The following is a 21887-nucleotide window of genomic DNA, read 5'->3' as shown; positions in this document are numbered from 1 at the left end:
GACCTGGAATGAGTACTTTGGCACTTGAAACCGCACCCCATGCCGTGGCCCTGCAATGCGCCGCCGACGCGCTGGTGATGACACTGCACTGCGGCCATATCCTGTCCGTGCCCCTGGTCTGGTTCCCCCGCTGGATTCGGGCCACTGCCGAGCAGTTGGCGGCCTTTGAATGGCTGGGCATGGGCGAGGGCATCCACTGGCCCCGGCTCGACAAAAACATCTCCATCGCCGGCCTGCTCGAAGGCCTCACCGCGCCCAACGCCTTACGACTCGCACTCACATGGCCTCCATCTCCCTGAAAAACATCGTCAAGCGCTATGGCAGCGGCAAGTCTGCCGTGCCCGTCATCCACGGCGTGAACGCCGAGATCCAGGACGGAGAATTCATCGTGCTGGTCGGCCCGTCGGGCTGCGGCAAGTCCACGCTGCTGCGCATGATCGCGGGGCTGGAGGAGATCACCGGCGGCGACCTCTTCATCGGCGACAAGCGGGTCAACAGCCTGGAGCCGGCCAAGCGCAACATCGCCATGGTGTTCCAGAACTACGCGCTCTACCCGCATATGAGCAACTACGAGAACATGGCCTATGGCCTGAAGCTCGCCAAGGTGCCGGCCGACGAGATACGCCAGCGCGTGGACAAGGCGGCCAAGATTCTGGAACTGTCGCACCTCCTGGAGCGCAAGCCGCGCGAGCTGTCGGGCGGCCAGCGCCAGCGCGTGGCCATGGGCCGCGCCATCGTGCGCCAGCCGCAGGTGTTTCTGTTCGACGAGCCGCTGTCCAACCTGGACGCCAAGCTGCGCGGCCAGACGCGCATCGAGATCCAGAAGCTGCACGCCGAACTCGGCATCACCAGCCTGTTCGTGACGCACGACCAGGTCGAGGCCATGACCCTGGCGCAGCGCATGATCGTCATGAACGCCGGCAACGTGGAGCAGTTCGGCACGCCCGAAGAGGTCTATCACCAGCCTGCCTCCACCTTCGTCGCCGGCTTCATAGGCTCGCCGCCGATGAACCTGCTGAAGAACGCCCCCGGCGGCCAGGCCGGGCGCATCCTGGGCATACGCCCCGAACATATCGACCTGGCGGCCAGCGGCGGCTGGCAGTTCCAGGTCGAGACCGTGGAGCTGCTGGGTGCCGAGCGCCTGCTCTACGGCAAGGTGGGCGGCGAGGAGGTGACCGTGCGCGTGGAGGAAGGCAGCGCCTACCCCCGCCCCGGCGAGACGGCGCATATCGTCCCGCGCGAGGATCGCCTGCACTGGTTCAGCCAGGAAACCGGCAAGAGGATCTGAATGAGTACGCCACTGCCACCCTGGCCCTACCCGCGCTGGATCGCGCACCGTGGCGCCGGCAAGCTGGCGCCCGAGAACACCCTGGCCGCCTTCCGCCTGGGCGCCCGGCATGGCTACCGCATGTTCGAGTGCGACGCCAAGCTCAGCAGCGATGGCGTGCTGTTTCTGCTGCACGACGCCACGCTGGAGCGCACCACCAACGGCCACGGCGCGGCCGGCGAGCGCAGCATGGGCGAGCTGGCGCAGCTGGACGCAGGCGGCTGGCATTCGCGCGCCTATGCCGGCGAGGCCATGCCCACGCTGGAGGCGCTGGCGCGCTACTGCCTGGCCAATGGCCACCACCTGAACGTGGAGATCAAGCCCACGCCCGGGCAGGAGCTGGCCACGGGCCGCGCCGTGGGCGAACTGCTCTCGCGCATCTGGCCGGCCACGGCCGTGCCGCCGCTGCTCACGTCCTTTAAACCCGCGGCCCTGACAGGCGCACGCGAAACGGCGCCCGCGCTGCCGCGCGGCCTGCTGCTGGACAAGCTGGCCGATGGCGCAGCCGATGTGCAGACCGCCCTCGACCTGGGCTGCCAGGCCATGGTGCTGAATCACGCACTGTGGGACGCCGCCCTGGTGGCACGCGTGCATGGCGCGGGCCTGCGCGCCCTGAGCTACACCGTCAACGACGAATGGGCCGCCGAGCGCCTGATCGCCCTGAACACCGACGGCATCATCACCGACCGCGTGGACTTGTTCAGCCCCGCCGCAACCTGAAGCACCAGGCGGACGGCAGACAATGCGGCCCATATGAACCGCAGCCATCCCCCCCGCCCAGACCTCACGCAGATGGCCCACGCGCCCCGACCCCTGGCGCGGCTGCTGTGCTGGCTGTCCGTCGCCTGGCTCATGGCCCTGGGCACACCGCCCACATTGGCCCAGGGCCGGCCCGCCAGCAGCGACGCAGCACCCACCGCCGCGGCCGACAAGCCCGGCGACAACGGCACCCCCCTGCCCCAGGTGGATGCGCTGCGCAAGCAGCTGGACGCCATTCCGCTCAAGCTCGGCGAGCCCGACGATGGGCGCAAGCTGCTGGCCGACATCAACGCCATCGGCCAGGCGGCAGAGCGCGTGGTCAGCCACCGCGGCACCGAGCTGGCCGAAATCGACCGCCGCCTCGAAGGCCTGGGACCGGCCCCGGGCAGCGGCGCGCCCGCCGATGCGCCGGACGTGGCGCAACAGCGCAAGCTGCTGACCCAGCAGCGCTCGGCCATCGACTCCGAGCTCAAGCTGGCGCGCCTGGTCGCCGTCGATGCCGAACAGCGCAGCGCCGACCTGGTGCGCCAGCGGCGCGCGCAATTCCGTGCCGCCTTGACCGCGCGCAGCGACTCGCCGCTGGCCCCCACGTTCTGGCGCAATCTGCGCAATGCCGCGCCGCGCGATCTGGTGCGCCTGCAGGCCCTGGGCGCGGATCTGGCCGGCGCCGTCAGGGCCACGCTGCAGTCGCCGCGCCACAACGCCTTCTGGGCCTACCTGGCACTGGCGCTGCTGCTGGCCGTGGGCGGCCCCTGGCTGGCCGAGCGCATTTTGCTGCGCGCCCTGCCGCCGCGCCTGCCCGCGACACGGCTGCGGCGCACCCTGCTGGCCAGCGCCGCCATCGTGACCCATGTGTTCATCGTTGGCACGGCCGTGCAGCTGGCCTGGAACGCGCTGCAGCTGGGCGCGCCGCTGGGCGACGATTTGCGCGCCTTGCAGCAGGCCAGCCTGCGCGCCGTGGTCTACGCCAGCTTTGTGATCGCACTGGGCCATGCCCTGCTCTCGCGCCGGCGCAGCTCGTGGCGGCTGCTGCCTATCGCCGACGAGCTGGCGCGGCGCCTGAGCCCCTTTCCCTGGTGGATTGCCAGCCTGTCGGCCCTGGGGGCGCTGGTGGCCGAGCTCAACGTCATCGTCGGCGCCAGCCTGTCGGCCGAGGTCTTGGTGCACGCCCTGTTTGCGCTGCTGCTGTCGCTGACGGTGGGCAAGGCACTGGGCCATATGCGCGCCGCGCCAGCCGCGTCGGATGCCGATGCCGGCGCGCCGCATGGCCAGGGCGAGCGCCCGCTGTGGCTGGGCCTGATCCTCGCGGCCGCCGGCCTGGCCGTGGGCGTGGCCGTGCTGGCCGTGGCCCTGGGCTATGTGGCCCTGGCCGGCATGCTGGCACGGCAGATGGTCTGGTCTGGCGTGGTGTTTGCCACCAGCTACCTGCTGATGCAGCTGGGCGACGACCTGTGCGACACGCTGCTGTCGTCCAAGGGCGGCTTTGGCGCGCGCATCCACGGCACCCTGGGGCTGGACGCCAGGCTGCTGGATCAGGCGGCGGTGCTGGTCTCGGGCGTGCTGCGGCTGGTGCTGTTTTTCTACATGGTGGTGGCGCTGATGGCGCCGCTGGGCACGGATCCGGACGAGCTGTTCCGGCGCGGCAGCAGCGTCGATCACAGCCTGCGCATTGGCGACATCACGCTGGCGCCCCAGGCCCTGCTCACGGCACTGGCCGTGGCCTGCGCCGGCTTTCTGGCCATACGCCTGCTCAAGCATTGGCTGAGCGAGCGCTTCTTTCCGCACACCACGCTGGAGCCGGGCATGCGCACCTCCATCGTCACGCTGCTGGGCTATGCCGGCGCGGTGGTGGTGGTGGCGGTGGCGCTGGCGGGCCTGGGGATCAGCGTGGAGCGCATCGCCTGGGTGGCCAGCGCGCTCACCGTGGGCATAGGCTTTGGCCTGCAGGCCATCGTGCAGAACTTCATCTCCGGCCTGATCCTGCTGGCCGAGCGCCCGGTGAAGGTGGGCGACTGGGTGGTGCTGGGCGATACCGAGGGCGATGTGCGCCGTGTGAACGTGCGCGCCACCGAGATCCAGCAAAGCGACCGCTCCACGGTGATCGTGCCGAACTCGGAGTTCATCACCAAGACCGTGCGCAACGTGACCCTGGACAGCGCCCAGGGCCGCGTGCTGCTGCGCCTGCCGGCACCACTGGACACCGACGCGCGGCGCATGCGCGCGCTGATCCTGCAGGCCTTTGAGGCGCAGGAGGCCATGCTGGACGACCCGGCGCCCTCGGTCACGCTGGAGGGCATACAGGGCGGCACGCTGACCTTTCTGGCCGTTGGCTACGTCAGCAGCCCGCGCCAGGTCTCGGGCGTGCGCAGCGATGTGCTGTTCTCCATCCTGGACGCGCTGCGCGAGGCCGGCCTGACGCTGTCGCCACCCGCCACCACCACCGTGGCCCAGCCCGTGAGCGAGGCGGCACCCGGGCGCTCGCTGATAGAGCGGATCTAATCGGACTTCAGCCGCGCCAGGCGCGCAACATGAGCCACTGGCTGCTGGCGCAGGCCAGCACCAGGGCGGCGTAGGTGAGCATCCGGCCATCGCGCCCCAGCCACGCCAGGCCGGCCACCAGCACCGCGCAGCCAACAACAAAATTGATAGCTATAGGCGCAACCCAGCCATGTGCTGCAGCCGTTTTTCGCATGAATAAATGGCTGACCAGCACGAGCAACACCGCCAGCGCCAGGGCCGGTGCGGCAAAGTTCAGAAGGTGGTTCAGGATGGCGAGCGGGTTCATGCAAACATGATGTAAATCAAGCATTTGACCGGTAGCGTGCCTGATTGCGCGGGCGATTTTATAATCCCCGGATATGGCAGTTTGGGCACTCGGCATCAACCACCACACCGCACCGCTGGATCTGCGGGGCCGCTTCGCGTTCGCGATCGATCAGATCGCGCCCACGCTGCACGGCCTGCGCCAGTCGCTGGCCAGCGGTGCCAGCAGCCACCCGGGTGTGGAGACGGCCATCATCTCCACCTGCAACCGCACCGAGATCTACTGTGCTGCGCACAAGCCGGCGCTTGATCACACGCTGGACTGGCTGGCCGCCAGCGGCGGTGTCAGCCCTTCGCTGCTGCGCTCGCACTCCTATACGCTGGAGAGCGGCCTGGTCGCGCGCCACGCCTTCCGCGTGGCCAGCGGGCTCGACTCCATGGTGCTGGGCGAGGCGCAGATCCTCGGCCAGATGAAGGATGCCGTGCGCGCGGCGGAAGGCGCGGGCGCCCTGGGCACCACGCTCAACCAACTCTTTCAGCGCAGCTTTGCCGTAGCCAAGGAGGTGCGCACCAGCACCGACATCGGCGCGCACAGCATCAGCATGGCCGCCGCCGCCGTGCGCCTGGCGGGCCAGCTGTTCGAGGACCTGTCCAAGATCCGCGTGCTGTTCGTCGGTGCGGGCGAGATGATCGAGCTGTGCGCCACGCACTTCGCGGCCAAGAACCCGAAGCAGATATCAATAGCCAACCGCACGCTGGAGCGCGGCGAGAAGCTCGCCACGCGCTTTGGCGGCGATGTGATGCGCCTGGCCGATCTGCCCGAGCACCTGCACGAATACGATGCCGTCATCAGCTGCACGGCCAGCAGCCTGCCCATCATCGGACTGGGCGCCGTCGAGCGCGCCCTGAAGAAACGCCGCCACCGCCCCATCTTCATGGTCGATCTGGCCGTGCCGCGCGACATCGAGCCCGAGGTCAAACAGCTCGAGGACGTCTACCTGTACACCGTGGACGACCTGGCCGGCGTGGTGCAGACCGCCCAGGCCAACCGCAAGGCGGCCGTGGCCCAGGCCGAGGCCATCATCGATGCCGGGGTGCAGAACTTCATGCACTGGATGGAGCTGCGCAGCCCCGCCAGCCAGGCCGGCGCCGTGGTGCCGCTGATCCGCCAGCTCAACAGCCAGGCCGATGAGTGGCGCGCCCTGGAGATCGCACGCGCCAAGCGCCTGCTGGCCAAGGGCGAGGACATCGACGTGGTGCTCGAAGCCCTGTCGCGTGGCCTCGCGCAAAAGATGCTGCACGGCACCATGGCCGAGTTGCGCGCCGGCGACGCCGATGCGCGCGCCCAGACGGCCGAGGCGGTTTCTCGCCTGTTCCTGCGCTCGCAAAGCAAGACCGGGCTGTAGCGCCGCTGCACCACAAGCCAAATCGGCATCCAGCGCTTACCAAGCAAGCGCTAATAGCTACATAAACAGTAGCAATAAATTTTCCTTTCCCCGATGAAACCCTTTCTCCGCAGCCAGTTGGAGCGCTACGCGCAGCGCCTGCAAGAGCTTGACTTCCTGCTCTCGCGCGAAGACATCATGGCCGACATGGCGCAATACCGCACCATCTCGCGCGAGCACGCCGAGGTCACGCAGATCGCCGGGCGCTACGCCCGCTACCAGCAGCGCGAGGCCGACCTGGCCGCCGCCCAGGAGCTGCTGGCCGACCCCGACATGGCCGAGATGGCACAGGAAGAAATCCAGGGCGCGCAAGACGAGCTGGTGGCACTCGAAGACGAGCTGCAGCGCCTGCTGCTGCCCAAAGACCCCGACGACGCGCGCGCGGCCTTTGTTGAAATCCGCGCCGGCACCGGCGGCGACGAATCGGCCCTGTTTGCCGCCGACCTGGCGCGCATGTACACGCGCCACGCCGCCAACGTGGGCTGGAAGGTCGAGGTCCTGAGCGCCAACGAAAGCGAGCTCGGCGGCTACAAGGAGGTGGTGCTGCGCGTGGACGGCGACAACGCCTACGGCGCGCTGCGCTTTGAATCGGGCGGCCACCGCGTGCAGCGCGTGCCGGATACCGAGACCCAGGGGCGCATCCACACCAGCGCCTGCACCGTGGCCGTGATGCCCGAGCCCGACGCGGCCACCGCTATCACGCTGAACCCGGCCGACCTGCGCATAGACACCTTCCGCGCCAGTGGCGCCGGCGGCCAGCACATCAACAAGACGGATTCGGCCGTGCGCGTGGTGCATATCCCCACAGGCATCGTCGCCGAATGCCAGGACGGACGCAGCCAGCACAGCAACAAGGCCAAGGCCTTGCAGGTGCTGCAGGCGCGCATCCAGGAGAAGGAGCGCAGCGAACGCGCCGCCAAGGAAGCAGCCACGCGCAAGGGCCTGATCGGCAGCGGCGACCGCTCGGACCGCATCCGCACCTACAACTTCCCGCAGGGGCGCCTGACCGACCACCGCATCAACCTCACGCTGTACAAGCTGCTGACCATCATGGAGGGCGATCTGGACGAGGTGTTGCAGGCCCTGCAGCATGCCCGCGAGGCCGAGCAGCTGGCCGAACTGGGCCTGGATTGATTTTGGCCTTGTACGCTTATCCATCAAGCGCCAGCAGCTATCAATAACAAAGCATTCATGCCCACCACCACCACCACCATCGCCCAGGCATTGGCCCGGGCACAGGCCCAGGGCCTGGCGCGCATCGATGCGCAGATGCTGCTGCTGCATCTGCTGGGCCGGCCCGTGAACGACCGCGCCTGGCTGCTCACGCATGACGGCGACGCCCTGGCGCCGCACGATGGACAGCGCTACACCGCGCTGTGCGCGCGCCGCGCGGGCGGCGAGCCCGTGGCCTACCTGACGGGCCAAAAGGAATTCTGGGGCCTGCCCCTGGCCGTGGACGCGCGCGTGCTCGACCCGCGCCCCGACACCGAGACCCTGGTGGCCTGGGCGCTGGAGGTCCTGCAAAACCAGCATGCCCCGCGCATCGCCGACCTGGGCACGGGCAGCGGCGCCATTGCCCTGGCGCTGCAGCATGAGCGCCGCGACGCCAGCGTGCTGGCCGTGGACGCCAGCGCAGACGCCCTGGCCGTGGCGCGCGCCAATGCCGAGCGCCTGGGCCTGCCGGTGCGCCTTCAGCATGGCAACTGGCTGGCCAGCATCACCGGCCCGTTTGACGCCATCGTCAGCAACCCGCCCTACATCCCGGCGCAGGACCCGCATCTGGCAGCCCTCACGCACGAGCCGCTGTCGGCCCTGGCCAGCGGCGCCGACGGCCTGGCCGACATCCGCGCCATCATCGCCCAGGCCCCCAGGGCGCTGGCCCCCGGTGGCTGGCTGCTGATCGAGCATGGCTGGGATCAGGCGCCAGCCGTGCAGGCCCTGCTGCGTGCCGCGGGCCTTGCCCAGGTGCAGGGCCGTAACGACCTGGCCGGCATAGCCCGCTGCAGCGGCGGGTCAATGCCAGTAGGGCTATCGCCTTCGGTGAAATAATCGCCGGTTATCGCCCCACACCGGGGCAGCCACTTCAGGAGAATTTGATGAGCGACGTGAAGCAACGCATTGAGCAACTGGTCAAGACCAACGACGTGCTGCTGTTCATGAAGGGCAATGCCAGCTTTCCCATGTGCGGCTTCTCGGGCCGCGCCGTGCAGATCCTCAAGGCCTGCGGCGTCGATCCCAAGGACATCGCGGCCGTGAACGTGCTCGAGGACGACGAGATCCGCCAGGGCATCAAGGACTTCAGCCACTGGCCCACCATCCCGCAGCTGTATGTCAAAGGTGAATTCATCGGTGGCTCGGACATCATGATGGAGATGTACGAGTCTGGCGAGCTGCAGCAGGTGCTGGGCACCAAGGCCCAGGGCTGACCTGCCCTCCGCCGCGCAAGAACCGCCCTCGCGAGGGCGGTTTTTTTTGTGCCCGCGCCGGCGATGCGGGATTACTCCGACAACCGCCGTTGCCCCGCTGTGCTTGAATGGCTGTGTCCATTGCCCTGGGGAGAGCATGAGATGACCAGCCACTGCCTTGTACCGCAAGCCCCAGCCCTGAGCCTGCCGGTGGCCCAGATGCGCAGCGTGTTCCACCCGGCCGACGTGGCGCGCAAGCTGGCCCGGCTGCAGGATGCCGGCGCGCAGCGCGACCATGAACCGTTGCGCACGGTGTACGAACGCATGCTCGAGCGCGGCCCCGAGCGCTTCCAGGTCAAACCCTCCGGCCTGCCCGACATGGCGGCCCTGTACGAGCAGCTGCCCAACTTCACCGAAGTGCTCGACGACGTGCGCCGCCAGGTGGCCCTGGCCCAGGGCAGCAGCGATGGCCTGGAGGTCACGCCCATGCTGCTGCTGGGCGCCCCGGGCATAGGCAAAACGCATTTCGCACGCCAGCTCGCAGCCCTGCTGGGCACGGGCATGAACCTGGTGCCGATGAGTTCCATGACCGCCGGCTGGCTACTCTCGGGCTCGTCAGCGCAGTGGAAGGGCGCGCGCCCGGGCAAGGTCTTCGAGGCCCTGGTGGAAGGCGAATATGCCAATCCGGTGATCGTGGTGGACGAGATCGACAAGGCCGCCGGCGACGCGCAGTACGACCCGCTGGGCGCCCTCTACGCCCTCCTGGAGCACGACACCGCGCAGAGCTTCACCGACGAGTTCGCCGACGTGGCCATAGACGCCAGCCAGGTCATCTGGATCACCACGGCGAACGACGAGCGCGCCATACCCGACCCCATCCTGAACCGCATGAACGTCTTCGCGGTGCAGGCGCCCACGCTGGCGCAGGCACGCGCCATCGCCCAGCGGCTGTACCAGGGCATACGCGCCGAGCATGACTGGGGCCGCCTGTTCGAGCCCGAGGCCCAGGCCGATGTGCTGGACCTGCTGGCCCAGATGCCGCCGCGCGAGATGCGCCGCGCCCTGATGACCGGTTTTGGCAACGCCCGCCTGGAGCAGCGCGAGCGCGTCGAGGTGGCCGACCTGCCGCGCACGGCCGGTGGCAAGAGCCGCATCGGTTTCCTGCAGTAGGCGCGGGCTACACTGGCTGCCATGGTGCGCCCAGCGCACGCCGCGGCGCCTGCCCATGAATCTGTCCCTGACCCACAGTCTGCTGCTCATTGCCCTGTTGATTGCCGCCAGCGCGTTTTTCTCGGTGGCAGAAATTTCGCTCGCCGCATCGCGCCGCCTGCGCCTGCGCCAGATGGCGGACGAAGGCGACACGCGCGCCGATCGTGTGCTGTTGATGCAGGACCAGCCCGGCGAGTATTTCACCGTGGTGCAGATCGGGCTCAACGCCGTCGCCATCCTGGGCGGCATCATCGGCGAAGGGGCGCTCAGCCCCTATTTCAACGCCCTGTTTGCGCTGTGGCTGCCTGAGAAGTCGGCCCAGACGCTGGGTTTTGTCGGCTCCTTCCTGGCCGTGACCTCGCTGTTCATCCTGTTTGCCGATCTGCTGCCAAAACGCCTGGGCATGGCCCACCCGGAGGTCGTGGCGCTGCGCGTGGTGCGCCCCATGCAGGGCTGCATGGCGCTGTTCAAACCCATAGTCTGGCTCTACAGCCGCTGCGCCGATGCCCTGCTGCGCCTGATGGGCCTGTCCAGCCAGCGTGACGAGCGCATCACGCCCGAAGACATCCTGGCCATGACCGAGGCCGGCGCACGCGCCGGCGTGCTGGCCCTGCCCGAGCAGCAGGTGATCGCCAATGTCTTCGAGCTCGACACCCGCAGCGTGACCTCGGCCATGACGCTGCGCGAGCGCATTGCCTTCTTCCTGCGCGACGACCCCGATGAGCTGATCCGCGCGCGCATCGCGGCCGAGCCGTTCTCGACCTACCCGGTGTGCGATGGCGACATCGACCATGTGGTGGGCTATGTGGATGCAAAGGATTTGTTCCAGCGCGTGCTGAACAACCAGCCCATCTCGCTGGCCGACGACCAGCTGGTGCGCAAGGTGCTCATCGTGCCCGACCGGCTGTCGCTGGCCGAGGTGCTGGCACATTTCCGCCAGGTGCACGAGGACTTCGCCGTCATCGTCAACGAATACAGCCGGGTGGTGGGCGTGGTCACGCTGAACGACGTGATGAGCACGGTGATGGGCGACCTGGTCGGCCCCGCGGACGAGGAGCAGATCGTGCGCCGCGACGAAAATTCCTGGCTCATCGACGGCACGGCCCCCATCGAAGACGTGCTGCATGTCCTCGGCCTGGACGAGCTGCCGCATTCCGAGGACTACGAAACCTTGGCGGGTTTTCTGATGGTGATGCTGCGCCGTGTGCCTCGGCGCACCGACAGCGTGACCGTTGGCCACTACAAGTTCGAGGTATTGGACGTGGACAGCTACCGCATCGACCAGGTCATGGTCTCGCGGCTCCTCACGGCGCCAGCGGAGAACGGGGCTCAGGCCGAGGCAGCGCGATCCTGAAAGGCCCAGCGGCTTTGCGCCGCGAACACCGCGTTCGGATACGGCGGCTTGCCACGGCTGCCGTTGTAACGCCCCAGGGCCATGAACAGGTCGCCGCGCTCGCGATCCAGGTAGTGGCGCAGGATGACGCAGCCAAAGCGCAGATTGGTCTGCATCTGAAACAGCTTGCCCGCGTCGCCATCGCCGATCGCACGGGTCCAGAACGGCATGACCTGCATATAGCCACGCGCGCCCACGCTGGAGACGGCAAACTTGCGAAACGCGCTCTCCACCTGGATCAGGCCCATGACCAGGGACACATCCAGCCCGGCACGCTTTGACTCGTACCAGACGGTCTGCAGGAAGTCGCGTCGCACCTCCCAGTCGGGTTTGTTGCGGCGCAGGCGGTCGCTCATGGTGCCCAGCCAGCGCAGGTAGGTCAGACGCGACTCGGTCGTGACAAACAGCGGCTCTGGTGGCGCCAGGTCGGCCACGGCGGAACTGAGCGCCATGCGCACCGAGTCCATCAACGGCTCCTCCAGCTGGCCACCGGCATGCGCAGCAGCCGGCAGGCCCAGCCAAGCACTCGGGCCGACCGCCAGCGATGCCAGACAGGCGCGCCGCGACAAGCCCGAAGCTGAATCTCCCCCTCTGGTCATACCTTTACACGTTCCTTCACGTAAGCAAACACCTCCGCCACCCCGAGCTTGGTAGTGGCGCTGTCACGGCGATGCTGGTATTCCACCTGGCCTTCCTTGAGACCCTTGTCGCCGATGGTGATACGGTGCGGCACGCCGATCAGCTCCCAATCGGCAAACATGGCGCCCGGGCGCTCGCCCCGGTCGTCCAGAATCACATCCACCCCAGCGGCAAGCAGCTCGCCATACAGCTTTTCGGCTGCTGCCCGGACTTCTTGACTGCGATCCATGCCGATCGGGCAGATGACCACGGTGAAGGGGGCAATGGCATCGGGCCAGATGATGCCGCGCTCGTCATGGTTTTGCTCGATGGCGGCCGCGGGCAGGCGTGTGATGCCTATGCCGTAACAACCCATCTCGAAGAAGGCCGGCTTGCCATCCTCGCCCAGAAAGGTGGCATCCATGGCCCTGGAATACTTGGTGCCCAGGTAGAACACATGGCCCACCTCGATGCCACGCTCTATGGCCAGCTCGCCCTTGCCATCGGGGGACGGGTCGCCCGCCACCACGTTGCGCAGGTCGGCCACGGCATCGGGCTCGGGCAGGTCACGACCCCAGTTCACGCCGGTGATGTGGTAGTCCTCCTCGTTGGCGCCGCAGATCCAGTCGGCCATCACGGCCACCTCGCGGTCGGCAACGATCCGCACCGATTGCTTGAGGCCGATCGGACCCAGGTAGCCGGGCTTGGCGCCGAAATGCGCCTCGATCTCGGCCACGGTGGCGAAACGGAAGCCCTTGTCCAGGCCGGAGACCTTGGAGACCTTGATCTCGTTCATGTCATGGTCGCCACGCAAGAGCAGCAGCCAGACCTGGGATTGGACGACTTCGCCCGCCTCGTTGGTCTCGTCGGTGGCCAGCACCAGCGACTTGACGGTGGTTGCCAGCGGCACGTTCAGCAGCTCGGCCACCTGGGCGCAGGTGGCCTTGCCGGGCGTAGGCGTGCGCGTCATGGGCGCTGCAGCTGCCGGGCGCGGGCCAGCTGGCGCCAGGGCCTCGGCCTTTTCCATGTTCGCGGCGTAGTCGCTGCCCGGGCAGTAGACGATGGCGTCTTCGCCCGTGGCGGCGATGACCTGGAACTCCTCGCTCAGATCGCCGCCGATGGCGCCTGAGTCGGCCGCCACGGCGCGGTAGGTCAGGCCGAAGCGATCGAAGATGCGGCGGTAGGCCTGGGCCATGACCTGGTAGCTGGCCTTGGCCGACGCCTGGTCACGGTCGAAGCTGTAGGCGTCCTTCATGATGAACTCGCGCCCGCGCATCAGGCCAAAGCGCGGACGGCGCTCGTCGCGGAACTTGGTTTGTATCTGGTAGAGGTTCTTGGGCAGTTGCTTGTAGCTGCGCAGTTCCTGGCGCGCGATGTCAGTGACCACTTCTTCGCTGGTGGGCTGGATGATGAAGTCGCGCCCATGACGATCCTGTATGCGCAGCAACTCCGGCCCCATCTTGTCAAAGCGCCCCGTCTCCTGCCACAACTCGGCCGGCTGCACCACGGGCATGGTGCATTCGACCGCGCCGGCGCGGTTCATCTCCTCGCGCACTATCGATTCGACCTTGCGGATCACGCGCAGGCCCATGGGCATGTAGTTGTAGATGCCGGCCCCCAGCTTCTTGATCAGGCCGGCGCGCATCATGAGTTTATGGCTGGCAACTTCGGCGTCGGCCGGTGCCTCTTTCAGGGTGGAAATGAAGAATTGGGAAGCTTTCATCGAACGCGCTCGGCAACTGGGGCTTCTAGGTTTGCCGCAGCCGGGGCAGCGTGCATAATGACCACAGTTTTAAAAATTTGGGGTTAGATTATGCTTGACAGGGACGGCTTTCGCCCAAACGTCGGCATCATCCTGCTCAACCAGAGAAACCAGGTATTCTGGGGCAAGCGCATACGCACCCACAGCTGGCAGTTCCCTCAGGGCGGCATTGACCGCGGAGAAAACCCGGAACAAGCCATGTTCCGTGAACTGCACGAAGAGGTAGGTCTGCAGCCCAGCCAGGTACGTGTAATTGCCCGTACGCGGGATTGGTTGCGCTACGAGGTGCCTGACCGGTACATCCGCCGCGACGCGCGCGGCCACTACCGTGGACAGAAACAGATCTGGTACCTGCTGCAGTTGCTGGGCCATGACTGGGACTTGAACCTGCGCGCCACCGACCACCCCGAGTTCGATGCCTGGCGCTGGAACGACTACTGGGTGCCACTGGACGTGGTGGTCGAGTTCAAGCGTGGCGTCTACGAAATGGCGCTGACCGAGCTGGCGCGCTTTCTGCCGCGTTTTGAACAGCGCAACCGCTACCTGCGCAGCGGCATGCGTGCGCGCGAAGCCGAGGGTGGCCAGCCGGCCATGCATCGCTCCGTCTCGATGATGCTCAAACCGGGGATGGAGCTGCCACCCGGGGCCAGCTTCGATCCCGACCCACAGAACAGCATGCCGGCGCCACTGCAGGAGGCAGCGCCCGCCGACCAGTACAACAAGCCGGCCAGCAGGTAGTTGGCACGTTCATGGCGGCGCGGCGGCCGGCCGCTGGTCAGGCCGTAAACACCACCATGTTGTCGCGGTGCACCATTTCGGGCTCGGCCGCATAACCCAGCAGGCGCTCGAACTCCGAGGATGGCTTGCGACACAGCCGACGCGCCTCGGCGCTGGCATAGTTGGCCAGACCGCGGGCAATCTCGGTACCGCCCGCATCGCGCACCGCGATCACATCGCCACGCGCGAAATCACCCTCCACCGCCACCATGCCTATGGGCAGCAGGCTCTTGCCCTCGCCGCGCAGCTTGGCGGCCGCGCCCGCGTCCACGGTCACCGATCCGCGCAGTTGCAGGTGATCCACCATCCAGCGCTTGCGCGCCTGTTTTTTCTGCGTCTGCGCCACCAGCAGCGTGCCGATGGCCTCGCCACGCGCCAGGCGCAGCAGCACGTCCGGCTCGCGCCCCCAGGCGATGACGGTGGAAGCGCCGGAACCTGCGGCGCGCTTGGCCGCCACAATCTTCGTGATCATGCCGCCCTTGCCAATGCTGGAGCCCGCGCCACCGGCCATGACCTCCAGCGCCGGATCGCCGGCTTTGGCCTCATGCACGAATTGCGCCTGCGGGTCGCGGCGCGGGTCGGCGGTGTATAGGCCCTTCTGGTCGGTCAGGATCACCAGGACATCAGCCTCCACCAGATTGGCCACCAGCGCGCCAAGGGTGTCGTTGTCGCCAAACTTGATCTCGTCGGTGACCACGGTGTCGTTTTCGTTGATCACCGGCACCACGCCCAGCTCCAGCAGCGTCAGCAACGTGGAGCGCGCATTCAGGTAACGCTCACGGTCGGCCAGGTCGGCATGGGTCAGCAGCACCTGGGCGCTGCCCATGGCCTGCTCGCGCAGCTTGGTCTCATACATCTGCGCCAGGCCCATCTGCCCTACGGCGGCAGCCGCCTGCAGCTCATGGATTTCGCTTGGGCGGCTGGACCAGCCCAGGCGCTTCATGCCCTCGGCGATGGCGCCGCTGGAGACCATGATGACCTCGCGCGCCACGCCGCCCTCACCGCGCACCAGCGCCGCCAGCTGACGGCTCCACTCGCCAATGGCGACCTCGTCCAGGCCGCGCCCCTCATTGGTGACAAGGCTGGAGCCCACTTTGACCACGATGCGACGCGCGTCGCGCAAGACACTGGAAACCATGTTTAGATTGAAATATTGCTCAAGCGCCCATCTATCAAGCGCAAACAGCTATATATTTTATAGTGAATAGATGATCAATCCTGGCCATGCTCGCCGGCAAAACGTGGATCGACCTCGGCGGGGGCATTTTGCGCCAGTTGCTCGGCATGCACATGCTGGAAGATCGCCTTCACCAGCGGGTCGCAACCCTCGCGTGTCAGGGCAGAAATCTCGTACACCGGCCCCTTCCACTTGAAGCGCTTGACGAAGTCCTTGACCCGCACGGCACGTTCCTCGGCCGGCACCATGTCCAGCTTGTTGAGCACCAGCCAGCGCGGCTTGCCATGCAGCCCTTCGTCGTATTTCTTGAGCTCGGCGACGATGGCCTTGGCCTGGGCCACGGGATCGACGGCATCATCGAAAGGCGCCATGTCCACCACATGCAGCAGCAAGCGCGTGCGCTGCAGGTGGCGCAGAAACTGGTGGCCCAGCCCAGCGCCCTCGGATGCACCCTCGATCAGGCCAGGGATATCGGCAACCACGAAACTCTGCTCCGGCCCCACGCGCACCACGCCAAGATTCGGGTAGAGCGTCGTGAACGGGTAGTCGGCAATTTTTGGCCTGGCATTGGAGACCGCGGCGATGAAGGTGGACTTGCCGGCATTGGGCATGCCCAGCAATCCGACATCGGCCAGCACTTTCAGCTCCAGCTTCAAGTTTTTGCGCTCGCCGGGCCAGCCCGGTGTCTTCTGGCGCGGCGCCCGGTTGATGGCGCTCTTGAAACGCAGGTTGCCAAAGCCACCATCGCCGCCCTTGGCAATGGTGATCACCTCGCCCGGCGTGAGCAGCTCGTACAGCTGCTCACCCGTGTTGGCATCGCTGATGATGGTGCCTACCGGCATCTTCAGCGTAATGTCGCTACCCGCCGCACCGAACATATCCGATCCCTTGCCATGCTCGCCGCGCTTGGCGTCATGGCGGCGCGAGAAGCGAAAGTCCACCAGGGTATTGAGATTCGGGTCGGCAACGGCAAACACATGGCCACCGCGCCCGCCATCGCCGCCATCGGGCCCACCGAACTCCTTGTATTTTTCGTGTCGGAATGACACGCAGCCATTGCCACCATCACCAGCGGCAATGTCAATAAAGGCTTCGTCGACGAACTTCATGGGTATCCAGTTTACAAAACCGCACCCGCGCTGCCCTTTGGGCCATGGGTGCCATCGGCGGACGCCATATGGCCAGGCGGTTCCGCGTTGAAAACAACAAAGCCCCGACGAATCGGGGCTTTGTCATGACGTCAGCAACTGACAGGCCAGGCCTTAGGCCGGCGTCACGCTGACCGTGTGCTTGGACAGGGCACCCTTGGTGCCAAAGGACACATGACCGTCCACCAGGGCAAACAGCGTGTGATCCTTGCCCACGCCGACGTTCACGCCGGGGTGGATGCGCGTGCCACGCTGACGCACGATGATGGAGCCCGCGCTGATCAACTCACCACCGTAAGCCTTCACGCCGAGCATCTTGGGCTTGGAGTCGCGCCCGTTTCGCGTAGAGCCGCCGCCTTTTTTCTGTGCCATGACTCTTGTCCTTCCTTAGGCAGTGATTGCACCGATTTGCAGCTCGGTGAACTGCTGGCGATGGCCTTGGCGCTTCTGATAGTGCTTGCGACGGCGCATCTTGAAAATGCGCACCTTGTCGTGCTTGCCATGGGCCACGATCGTGGCCTTCACCGCCGCGCCGGACACCAGGGGCGTGCCCACCTTCAGTTCTGCGCCGTTGCCGACTGCCAGAACCTGGTCGATCACGATCTCCTGGCCAACGTCCGCAGCAATCTGTTCTACTTTAATTTTTTCGCCGACAGCAACGCGATATTGCTTGCCACCGGTTTTTATGACCGCGTACATGTAAACCTCATCTGAGTTGGAGTTCTGTGAAACGGATTTCCACAGAACCGTCGATTGTACTGCGCGTTTGTACATTCCGCAAATTCAGGCTCCCGCCTCCCGTGCAAGCCGCGTGGCGCCGCGAATGCTTCGGGCGGCTTCCTATAATTGCCGCTTTTGTTTACCACCAGCATCCACCTTGGCCGCCAACTCCCCCAGCACCGCCGCCACCCTCGCCCTGATTGCCAACGACATGCAAGAGGTGGACAAGGTCATCGCATCGCGCCTTCAATCATCCGTCCCACTGGTGGGAGACGTTGCCCGCTACATCATCTCGGCCGGCGGCAAGCGCCTACGCCCCGCCCTGCTGCTGCTGGTGAGCGGCGCCCTGGGCTACCAGGGGGCGCAGCGCTTCAACCTGGCGGCTGTGGTCGAATTCATCCATACCGCCACATTGCTGCATGACGATGTGGTGGACGAATCCACCCTGCGCCGCGGCCGCGCCACGGCCAATGAAAGCTTTGGCAACCCGGCCAGCGTGCTGGTAGGCGATTTTCTGTATTCGCGCGCCTTCCAGATGATGGTGGACACCGGCAGCCTGCGCGTGATGCAGGTTCTGGCGGATGCAACCAACGTCATTGCCGAGGGTGAAGTCCAGCAGCTCATGAACACCCATGATGCATCGTTGGACGAAGCAGGCTACCTCAACGTCATACGTTCCAAGACCGCCAAACTCTTTGAAGCCAGCGCGCGATTGGCGGCCATTCTTGCCGGCAGCACGGCGGAAATCGAACAGGCCTGCGCCGACTACGGCCAGGCCCTGGGCACGGCCTTCCAGGTCATCGACGACGTCCTTGACTACGACGGCGACGCTCAGGAAATGGGCAAAAACCTGGGCGACGACCTGCGCGAAGGCAAGGTGACCCTGCCCGTCATCATCGCCATGCAACGCGGCACCGCCGAGCAGCATGAACTGCTGCGCAACGTGATCGAGACCGGCTCCACCGACGAACTGCAACGCGTGGCCGCCATCATTCGCGATACAGGCGCCCTCTCAGCCACGCGCGACGCAGCCGCCGCCCAAGCCAGATTGGCCATGGACGCCGCAGCGAAACTGCCAACCAATTCGTACACAGAAGGTTTGCTACAATTAGCGGCTCAGCTGCTTGAACGCCGCACCTAGGCGGTCACGGCACATCGGGGTGTAGCTTAGCCTGGTAGAGCGCTACGTTCGGGACGTAGAGGCCGGAGGTTCGAATCCTCTCACCCCGACCAGGACATCATAGAAAAAGCCCAAGTGAATCAACCACTTGGGCTTTTTGCTTTGAATCGTCATTCATGCCAATTGAGAGTAAATTTGTCCCATCGTTGTCCCAAATTTGTCCCAAATTTCCACAACGACATGAATGCAACCGTGTTGCGCCGCCTGCACTAGTCTTTGACAGACCGCGAATTGCTCGGTAGTGTTATGCACAGCCATGCACATTGCGCCGTATGTTCCCGCCTCCAAAAAGCTTCTTCGTGAGAGCCGAGATGCAGGGATGGACTTGGCCTGCAATTGCTTGTTGAGCGGCATGGCCTTGATGGCGTTCATGTTCTTAGCGGCGCCCTTGTTGCCAGGCATCGCGGGGGCACTGCTGACGCACCTACTTGCACTTAGCGTGATCGCCAGCGTTCTCGGCATCTTTGTTGCGATGATCGCTCTGTGGATCCCCTCGCATGACGATCTGGTCCGCCGCCGCAACGAACCCACCTATGACGGCGTGGATGCCTGGCGCGTCGCTCTGACTTGCCGGTTCTTTTCGGCCTCTCTTCTTCGGGCTACCCCGCCCCCTCGCCCCCTCCATCGCTGAACTTGCACGCAGCGCTGTCGTGCGCTGCATAGGCGACGCTGTCGCCCAACGCTTTCAGGATGGTGAAGAAGATGAGCATTAAATCAGCTGCGCCGAGCAGCGGCACGCCCCGGCGTATTGGAATTGAACGAACTTCGGCCATGATCGGTAAGGCGGAAACCACGATCAGGACTTATGCGACCAACAAGAAGTATCAGCACCTGATTCCTCCGCCATTCAAGATGCCGAATAGCAGGCGTCTGTGTTGGTTCGAACATGAGGTTCTGGCTTGGATGCAATCCAACCGACCAGCCGAGCCGCCACCGCCCAAACGACCGCGAGGACGGCCCACCAAAGTGGAGCAGCTTGCCCGCGCTCGCTGGCAGGAGCTAAATGCGTCTATCCAGGATCGGTCGCAGAGGACAGCGCCAGTCGAGCCACCTCCGCCCAAGCCACCGCAAAAACGTCCCCAAAAGATAAAGCAGCCTGCGCACGCAAGCTCGCACGAGCAAAACACAACAGATCAGCGTCGCGCAGGGGGTCAGAAATGAAAACCCATAAATTGCTCGACAAACTGCTGGCGGACGGTGAACTGATTCGCGCCACCTCACCTGACGGCGATGATTTAGCCTTCAATCATTCGCTGCTTTGCTCGATTGGCCTTCCCAGGCGCCCTGTCCCCAGTCGTGAATTTCTGCGACAAGCGGGCGAAGGGTGGTTGCACGTCCAGGCAGGAGTACTTGACGTAGGTGACGGCCCGGTTCTGCAGCCTGTACCTTACGGGGCCTTGCCGCGCCTTGCACTCATCTGGATTTCTACCATCGCCAGGCGTTCCAACTCCCGCGAAATATTCATCGGCCGTAGCGCAGCTGAATTTCTAGGGATGCTCGGCTTCGACCAGCAAGGGCACCGGTACTGCACATTACGACGACAGCTGCACGCACTGGCTGCCTGCCGGATGCAAATGGGCTTTCGAGGGCGCACGATCAACGAATCGGTGATCAAGCGCATCGATGCTTGGCTACCGTCTGCCCATACTCAACGCGCGACATGGCCGGGCTCTCTTGTGCTGGATGCCGAGTTCTTTGACGAGCTCGTGCAGCATTCAGTCCCCTTGGATGCACGCGCTTTACATGCACTGCGCGGATCGGCGTTGGCTCTCGATGTGTACGTCTGGCTGGCGCACCGCCTTCACCGCCTCAACCATCGACCAATGTGGCTTCCTTGGCGTACCCTCAAGACCCAATTCGGTCACGAATATCAAGGTGCGCACGGACAAGGTGACTTCTGCACCAGCTTCAAGACTGCCTTGGGCAAGGTTGTGATGGTATATCCAGCTGCAAGGGTATCCGTTCAGCGTGGCGGCATCGAGCTGCGTCAATCACCATCGCCTGTACCTGCCAGAACCTGGCTACCAGTCAAGGCACCCTCGTCAGATGCACGGGAGGCAGCATGAACGAACTAACCCTCAAAATTCAGGAGTTGGCAAACCGCTGCCAGGCCATCCTGGATACTATTGATCCGGCCCAATGAAGTTTTAAGCGGCATAGCGCACGCGAGGGTCTTGAAAGTAGCTGATCACACGCTCAGGATTGTTGTCCAGCATCCGCATATGCGCACTGGCTGCCTCGCGTAACTTGGCCTTGGTGCGCACCGGCACACGCTTGCCCATTTCCTGCTTCAAATCCGCGTTCAGCCGCTCCTCGGGATTGAGCTGTGGGCTGTAGCTGGGTAGATAGAACAGCTCGATTTGTTCCTTGCGCTCGGCCACCCAGGCCTTGACGATCTTGCTGTGGTGCACCCGCAGGTTGTCCAGAATCAGGAACACTTTGCGGCCCGCATCCTGAATCAAGGCTTGCAAGAACTCGATCAGCTTGTCGGCATTGAATGCTTCATCAATGATCATCCAGCGCGTCTTGCCCTGATTGGTGACGGTGGCGATCATGGACAGCTTCTGGCGTGTGCCGCCTACGGTGGGCAGCACCGGCGTTTTGCCTCTGGGCGCAAAGCTGCGCCCGCGCACGTCGGTGTTCACCAGCGCTGTCTCATCGCCCCAATGAATCTCGGCGCCCTCGGCGCGGGCACGCTTCTCGATGCCCGGATACTCGCCTTGCAACCACGCTTGCACCGCCTCGGGCTTTTGCTCGTAGGCGCGCTTGAGGGGGCGCTGGGGCGTAAAACCCCAGCGCGCCAGGTACTTGCCCACGCTGCGCGGTTGCAGGCGAATGCCGTATTCGCACTGGATGAGCTCGGCCACCGCAGCGCGACTCCACAGGAAGAAGTCCATCTTCAATTGCTCGGGACGGTGATCGATGATCATGCGCTGTATGGCTTGCTCCTGGGCGGGTGTGAGCACACGGCCAGCACCGCGCTGGCGTCCACGTCGCGCAGGTCTGATGGCCGCCCAGCCGCCCGCATCGAACCGATCTATGCAGCTCCTGACCGTGGGGTAACTGAGCCCCGTCATGGCCACGATCTGCATCACGCCCATGCCCCGCTTATGCAACCGCACGACCTGTTTGCGCCTTTCGTACAACTGCTCCAGGGTTTGCTTTCTTGCGTCTTCTTTGTCCATGTCACATCGGACTCAGTCA

23 protein-coding genes and 1 tRNA gene are annotated in these 21887 nt (G+C 65.3%); 14 read left to right on the top strand and 10 right to left on the bottom strand.

The features are described from left to right. The first annotated feature begins 8 nt into the window (after positions 1–8). From P4826_RS17235 to P4826_RS17220, 4 genes are all read left to right on the top strand, one after another. Positions 9–299: a DUF2442 domain-containing protein gene (locus tag P4826_RS17235; RefSeq protein WP_317701578.1), complete on the top strand. Its 291-nt coding sequence runs from the start codon at positions 9–11 to the stop codon at positions 297–299. Next, positions 281–1288 (top strand): sn-glycerol-3-phosphate ABC transporter ATP-binding protein UgpC, encoded by a 1008-nt coding sequence (ugpC, locus tag P4826_RS17230; protein ID WP_317701577.1) that lies wholly within the window; start codon positions 281–283, stop codon positions 1286–1288. Before P4826_RS17235 ends, ugpC begins: the two co-directional genes overlap by 19 nt. Further along, the gene (gene ugpQ, locus P4826_RS17225; protein WP_317701576.1) at positions 1289–2047 is read left to right on the top strand and encodes a glycerophosphodiester phosphodiesterase; all 759 of its coding nucleotides are present in this window, start codon (positions 1289–1291) and stop codon (positions 2045–2047) included. It begins immediately after the preceding gene. Between the two features lie 132 nt (positions 2048–2179). Beyond that, on the top strand, positions 2180–4585 hold the full coding sequence (locus tag P4826_RS17220) for a DUF3772 domain-containing protein (protein ID WP_317703788.1): 2406 nt from the start codon (positions 2180–2182) through the stop codon (positions 4583–4585). 7 nt (positions 4586–4592) lie between these two features. Here P4826_RS17220 and P4826_RS17215 read toward each other — a convergent pair whose 3' ends face one another. Next, positions 4593–4871 carry a hypothetical protein gene (locus P4826_RS17215; protein ID WP_317701575.1) on the bottom strand — a complete coding sequence of 93 codons (279 nt, stop codon included), beginning with the start codon at positions 4869–4871 and terminating at the stop codon, positions 4593–4595. A 73-nt stretch (positions 4872–4944) separates the two neighbouring features. Here P4826_RS17215 and hemA point away from each other — a divergent pair, with 73 nt between their 5' ends. The 6 genes from hemA (at position 4945) to paeA (ending at position 11262) form a co-directional block, all read left to right on the top strand. Beyond that, the gene (gene hemA / locus P4826_RS17210) at positions 4945–6255 is read left to right on the top strand and encodes a glutamyl-tRNA reductase (RefSeq protein WP_317701574.1); all 1311 of its coding nucleotides are present in this window, start codon (positions 4945–4947) and stop codon (positions 6253–6255) included. A 93-nt stretch (positions 6256–6348) separates the two neighbouring features. Continuing rightward, complete coding sequence (prfA, locus tag P4826_RS17205; RefSeq protein ID WP_317701573.1) at positions 6349–7428, top strand: peptide chain release factor 1; 1080 nt, start codon at positions 6349–6351, stop codon at positions 7426–7428. A gap of 57 nt (positions 7429–7485) precedes the next feature. Then, positions 7486–8343 carry a peptide chain release factor N(5)-glutamine methyltransferase gene (prmC, locus tag P4826_RS17200; RefSeq protein ID WP_317701572.1) on the top strand — a complete coding sequence of 286 codons (858 nt, stop codon included), beginning with the start codon at positions 7486–7488 and terminating at the stop codon, positions 8341–8343. A gap of 47 nt (positions 8344–8390) precedes the next feature. Beyond that, positions 8391–8720, top strand: a complete 330-nt coding sequence (gene grxD / locus P4826_RS17195; protein ID WP_317701571.1) for a Grx4 family monothiol glutaredoxin — start codon at positions 8391–8393, stop codon at positions 8718–8720. Between the two features lie 141 nt (positions 8721–8861). Then, positions 8862–9869 (top strand): AAA family ATPase, encoded by a 1008-nt coding sequence (locus tag P4826_RS17190; RefSeq protein ID WP_317701570.1) that lies wholly within the window; start codon positions 8862–8864, stop codon positions 9867–9869. 61 nt (positions 9870–9930) lie between these two features. Further along, positions 9931–11262: a polyamine export protein PaeA gene (paeA, locus tag P4826_RS17185; RefSeq protein WP_317703787.1), complete on the top strand. Its 1332-nt coding sequence runs from the start codon at positions 9931–9933 to the stop codon at positions 11260–11262. Here the strand turns inward: paeA and P4826_RS17180 are convergent. Together P4826_RS17180 and P4826_RS17175 are read right to left on the bottom strand one after the other, a co-directional pair. Then, entirely contained in the window at positions 11238–11900 is a 663-nt protein-coding gene (locus P4826_RS17180) for a lytic transglycosylase domain-containing protein (protein ID WP_317701569.1), read from the bottom strand. The two genes, paeA and P4826_RS17180, sit on opposite strands and share 25 nt — an antisense overlap. Further along, a complete protein-coding gene (locus P4826_RS17175) occupies positions 11897–13642 on the bottom strand; it encodes a proline--tRNA ligase (RefSeq protein WP_317701568.1) in 1746 nt (581 codons plus the stop codon). Before P4826_RS17175 ends, P4826_RS17180 begins: the two co-directional genes overlap by 4 nt. Before the next feature lie 90 nt (positions 13643–13732). Between P4826_RS17175 and P4826_RS17170 the strand changes: the two genes are divergently transcribed. Further along, positions 13733–14419, top strand: coding sequence for an RNA pyrophosphohydrolase (locus P4826_RS17170; RefSeq protein ID WP_317701567.1), 687 nt, complete (start codon positions 13733–13735; stop codon positions 14417–14419). 37 nt (positions 14420–14456) lie between these two features. Here the strand turns inward: P4826_RS17170 and proB are convergent, their stop codons facing one another. From proB to rplU, 4 genes are all read right to left on the bottom strand, one after another. Continuing rightward, on the bottom strand, positions 14457–15596 hold the full coding sequence (gene proB, locus P4826_RS17165; protein WP_317701566.1) for a glutamate 5-kinase: 1140 nt from the start codon (positions 15594–15596) through the stop codon (positions 14457–14459). A 74-nt stretch (positions 15597–15670) separates the two neighbouring features. Next, positions 15671–16744: an Obg family GTPase CgtA gene (cgtA, locus tag P4826_RS17160; protein WP_317701565.1), complete on the bottom strand. Its 1074-nt coding sequence runs from the start codon at positions 16742–16744 to the stop codon at positions 15671–15673. A gap of 153 nt (positions 16745–16897) precedes the next feature. Continuing rightward, positions 16898–17155, bottom strand: coding sequence for a 50S ribosomal protein L27 (gene rpmA, locus P4826_RS17155; RefSeq protein ID WP_011804286.1), 258 nt, complete (start codon positions 17153–17155; stop codon positions 16898–16900). Between the two features lie 15 nt (positions 17156–17170). Continuing rightward, positions 17171–17482: a 50S ribosomal protein L21 gene (rplU, locus tag P4826_RS17150; protein WP_317703786.1), complete on the bottom strand. Its 312-nt coding sequence runs from the start codon at positions 17480–17482 to the stop codon at positions 17171–17173. 178 nt (positions 17483–17660) lie between these two features. Between rplU and P4826_RS17145 the strand changes: the two genes are divergently transcribed. Beyond that, positions 17661–18644 carry a polyprenyl synthetase family protein gene (locus P4826_RS17145; RefSeq protein WP_317701564.1) on the top strand — a complete coding sequence of 328 codons (984 nt, stop codon included), beginning with the start codon at positions 17661–17663 and terminating at the stop codon, positions 18642–18644. Between the two features lie 15 nt (positions 18645–18659). After that, positions 18660–18736, top strand: a tRNA-Pro gene (locus tag P4826_RS17140). A gap of 61 nt (positions 18737–18797) precedes the next feature. Here P4826_RS17140 and P4826_RS17135 read toward each other — a convergent pair. Next, positions 18798–19055: a hypothetical protein gene (locus P4826_RS17135; RefSeq protein ID WP_317701563.1), complete on the bottom strand. Its 258-nt coding sequence runs from the start codon at positions 19053–19055 to the stop codon at positions 18798–18800. Between the two features lie 227 nt (positions 19056–19282). Then, positions 19283–19456, bottom strand: coding sequence for a hypothetical protein (locus P4826_RS17130; protein ID WP_317701562.1), 174 nt, complete (start codon positions 19454–19456; stop codon positions 19283–19285). 384 nt (positions 19457–19840) lie between these two features. Here P4826_RS17130 and P4826_RS17125 point away from each other — a divergent pair, with 384 nt between their 5' ends. Next, positions 19841–20749 (top strand): replication protein RepA, encoded by a 909-nt coding sequence (locus tag P4826_RS17125; RefSeq protein WP_317701561.1) that lies wholly within the window; start codon positions 19841–19843, stop codon positions 20747–20749. Positions 20750–20830: 81 nt separating this feature from the next. Here P4826_RS17125 and P4826_RS17120 read toward each other — a convergent pair whose 3' ends face one another. Beyond that, positions 20831–21868 (bottom strand): IS630 family transposase, encoded by a 1038-nt coding sequence (locus P4826_RS17120; RefSeq protein ID WP_033981307.1) that lies wholly within the window; start codon positions 21866–21868, stop codon positions 20831–20833. Between the last annotated feature and the right edge of the window lie 19 nt (positions 21869–21887).

Origin of the sequence: Diaphorobacter limosus (assembly GCF_033100095.1) — a bacterium.
GTDB classification, from domain to species: Bacteria; Pseudomonadota; Gammaproteobacteria; order Burkholderiales; family Burkholderiaceae_C; genus Alicycliphilus; species Alicycliphilus limosus.
Note: the sequence above shows the minus strand (reverse complement) of the source record. Positions and strands in the feature narration are given on the sequence as shown.

Bases quoted from the DNA above. Each gene is read 5' to 3' on its own strand.
- P4826_RS17170 (WP_317701567.1), top strand. From the start codon at position 13,733: ATGCTTGACAGGGACGGCTTTCGCCCAAACGTCGGCATCATCCTGCTC.
- rplU (WP_317703786.1), bottom strand. From the start codon at position 17,482: ATGTACGCGGTCATAAAAACCGGTGGCAAGCAATATCGCGTTGCTGTC.
- P4826_RS17220 (WP_317703788.1), top strand. From the start codon at position 2,180: ATGGCCCTGGGCACACCGCCCACATTGGCCCAGGGCCGGCCCGCCAGC.
- ugpC (WP_317701577.1), top strand. From the start codon at position 281: ATGGCCTCCATCTCCCTGAAAAACATCGTCAAGCGCTATGGCAGCGGC.
- P4826_RS17180 (WP_317701569.1), bottom strand. From the start codon at position 11,900: ATGACCAGAGGGGGAGATTCAGCTTCGGGCTTGTCGCGGCGCGCCTGT.
- rpmA (WP_011804286.1), bottom strand. From the start codon at position 17,155: ATGGCACAGAAAAAAGGCGGCGGCTCTACGCGAAACGGGCGCGACTCC.
- P4826_RS17120 (WP_033981307.1), bottom strand. From the start codon at position 21,868: ATGGACAAAGAAGACGCAAGAAAGCAAACCCTGGAGCAGTTGTACGAA.
- proB (WP_317701566.1), bottom strand. From the start codon at position 15,596: ATGGTTTCCAGTGTCTTGCGCGACGCGCGTCGCATCGTGGTCAAAGTG.
- ugpQ (WP_317701576.1), top strand. From the start codon at position 1,289: ATGAGTACGCCACTGCCACCCTGGCCCTACCCGCGCTGGATCGCGCAC.
- P4826_RS17215 (WP_317701575.1), bottom strand. From the start codon at position 4,871: ATGAACCCGCTCGCCATCCTGAACCACCTTCTGAACTTTGCCGCACCG.
- prfA (WP_317701573.1), top strand. From the start codon at position 6,349: ATGAAACCCTTTCTCCGCAGCCAGTTGGAGCGCTACGCGCAGCGCCTG.
- P4826_RS17175 (WP_317701568.1), bottom strand. From the start codon at position 13,642: ATGAAAGCTTCCCAATTCTTCATTTCCACCCTGAAAGAGGCACCGGCC.
- cgtA (WP_317701565.1), bottom strand. From the start codon at position 16,744: ATGAAGTTCGTCGACGAAGCCTTTATTGACATTGCCGCTGGTGATGGT.
- P4826_RS17190 (WP_317701570.1), top strand. From the start codon at position 8,862: ATGACCAGCCACTGCCTTGTACCGCAAGCCCCAGCCCTGAGCCTGCCG.
- P4826_RS17135 (WP_317701563.1), bottom strand. From the start codon at position 19,055: ATGAACGCCATCAAGGCCATGCCGCTCAACAAGCAATTGCAGGCCAAG.
- hemA (WP_317701574.1), top strand. From the start codon at position 4,945: ATGGCAGTTTGGGCACTCGGCATCAACCACCACACCGCACCGCTGGAT.
- prmC (WP_317701572.1), top strand. From the start codon at position 7,486: ATGCCCACCACCACCACCACCATCGCCCAGGCATTGGCCCGGGCACAG.
- P4826_RS17130 (WP_317701562.1), bottom strand. From the start codon at position 19,456: ATGGCCGAAGTTCGTTCAATTCCAATACGCCGGGGCGTGCCGCTGCTC.
- P4826_RS17125 (WP_317701561.1), top strand. From the start codon at position 19,841: ATGAAAACCCATAAATTGCTCGACAAACTGCTGGCGGACGGTGAACTG.
- P4826_RS17235 (WP_317701578.1), top strand. From the start codon at position 9: ATGAGTACTTTGGCACTTGAAACCGCACCCCATGCCGTGGCCCTGCAA.
- grxD (WP_317701571.1), top strand. From the start codon at position 8,391: ATGAGCGACGTGAAGCAACGCATTGAGCAACTGGTCAAGACCAACGAC.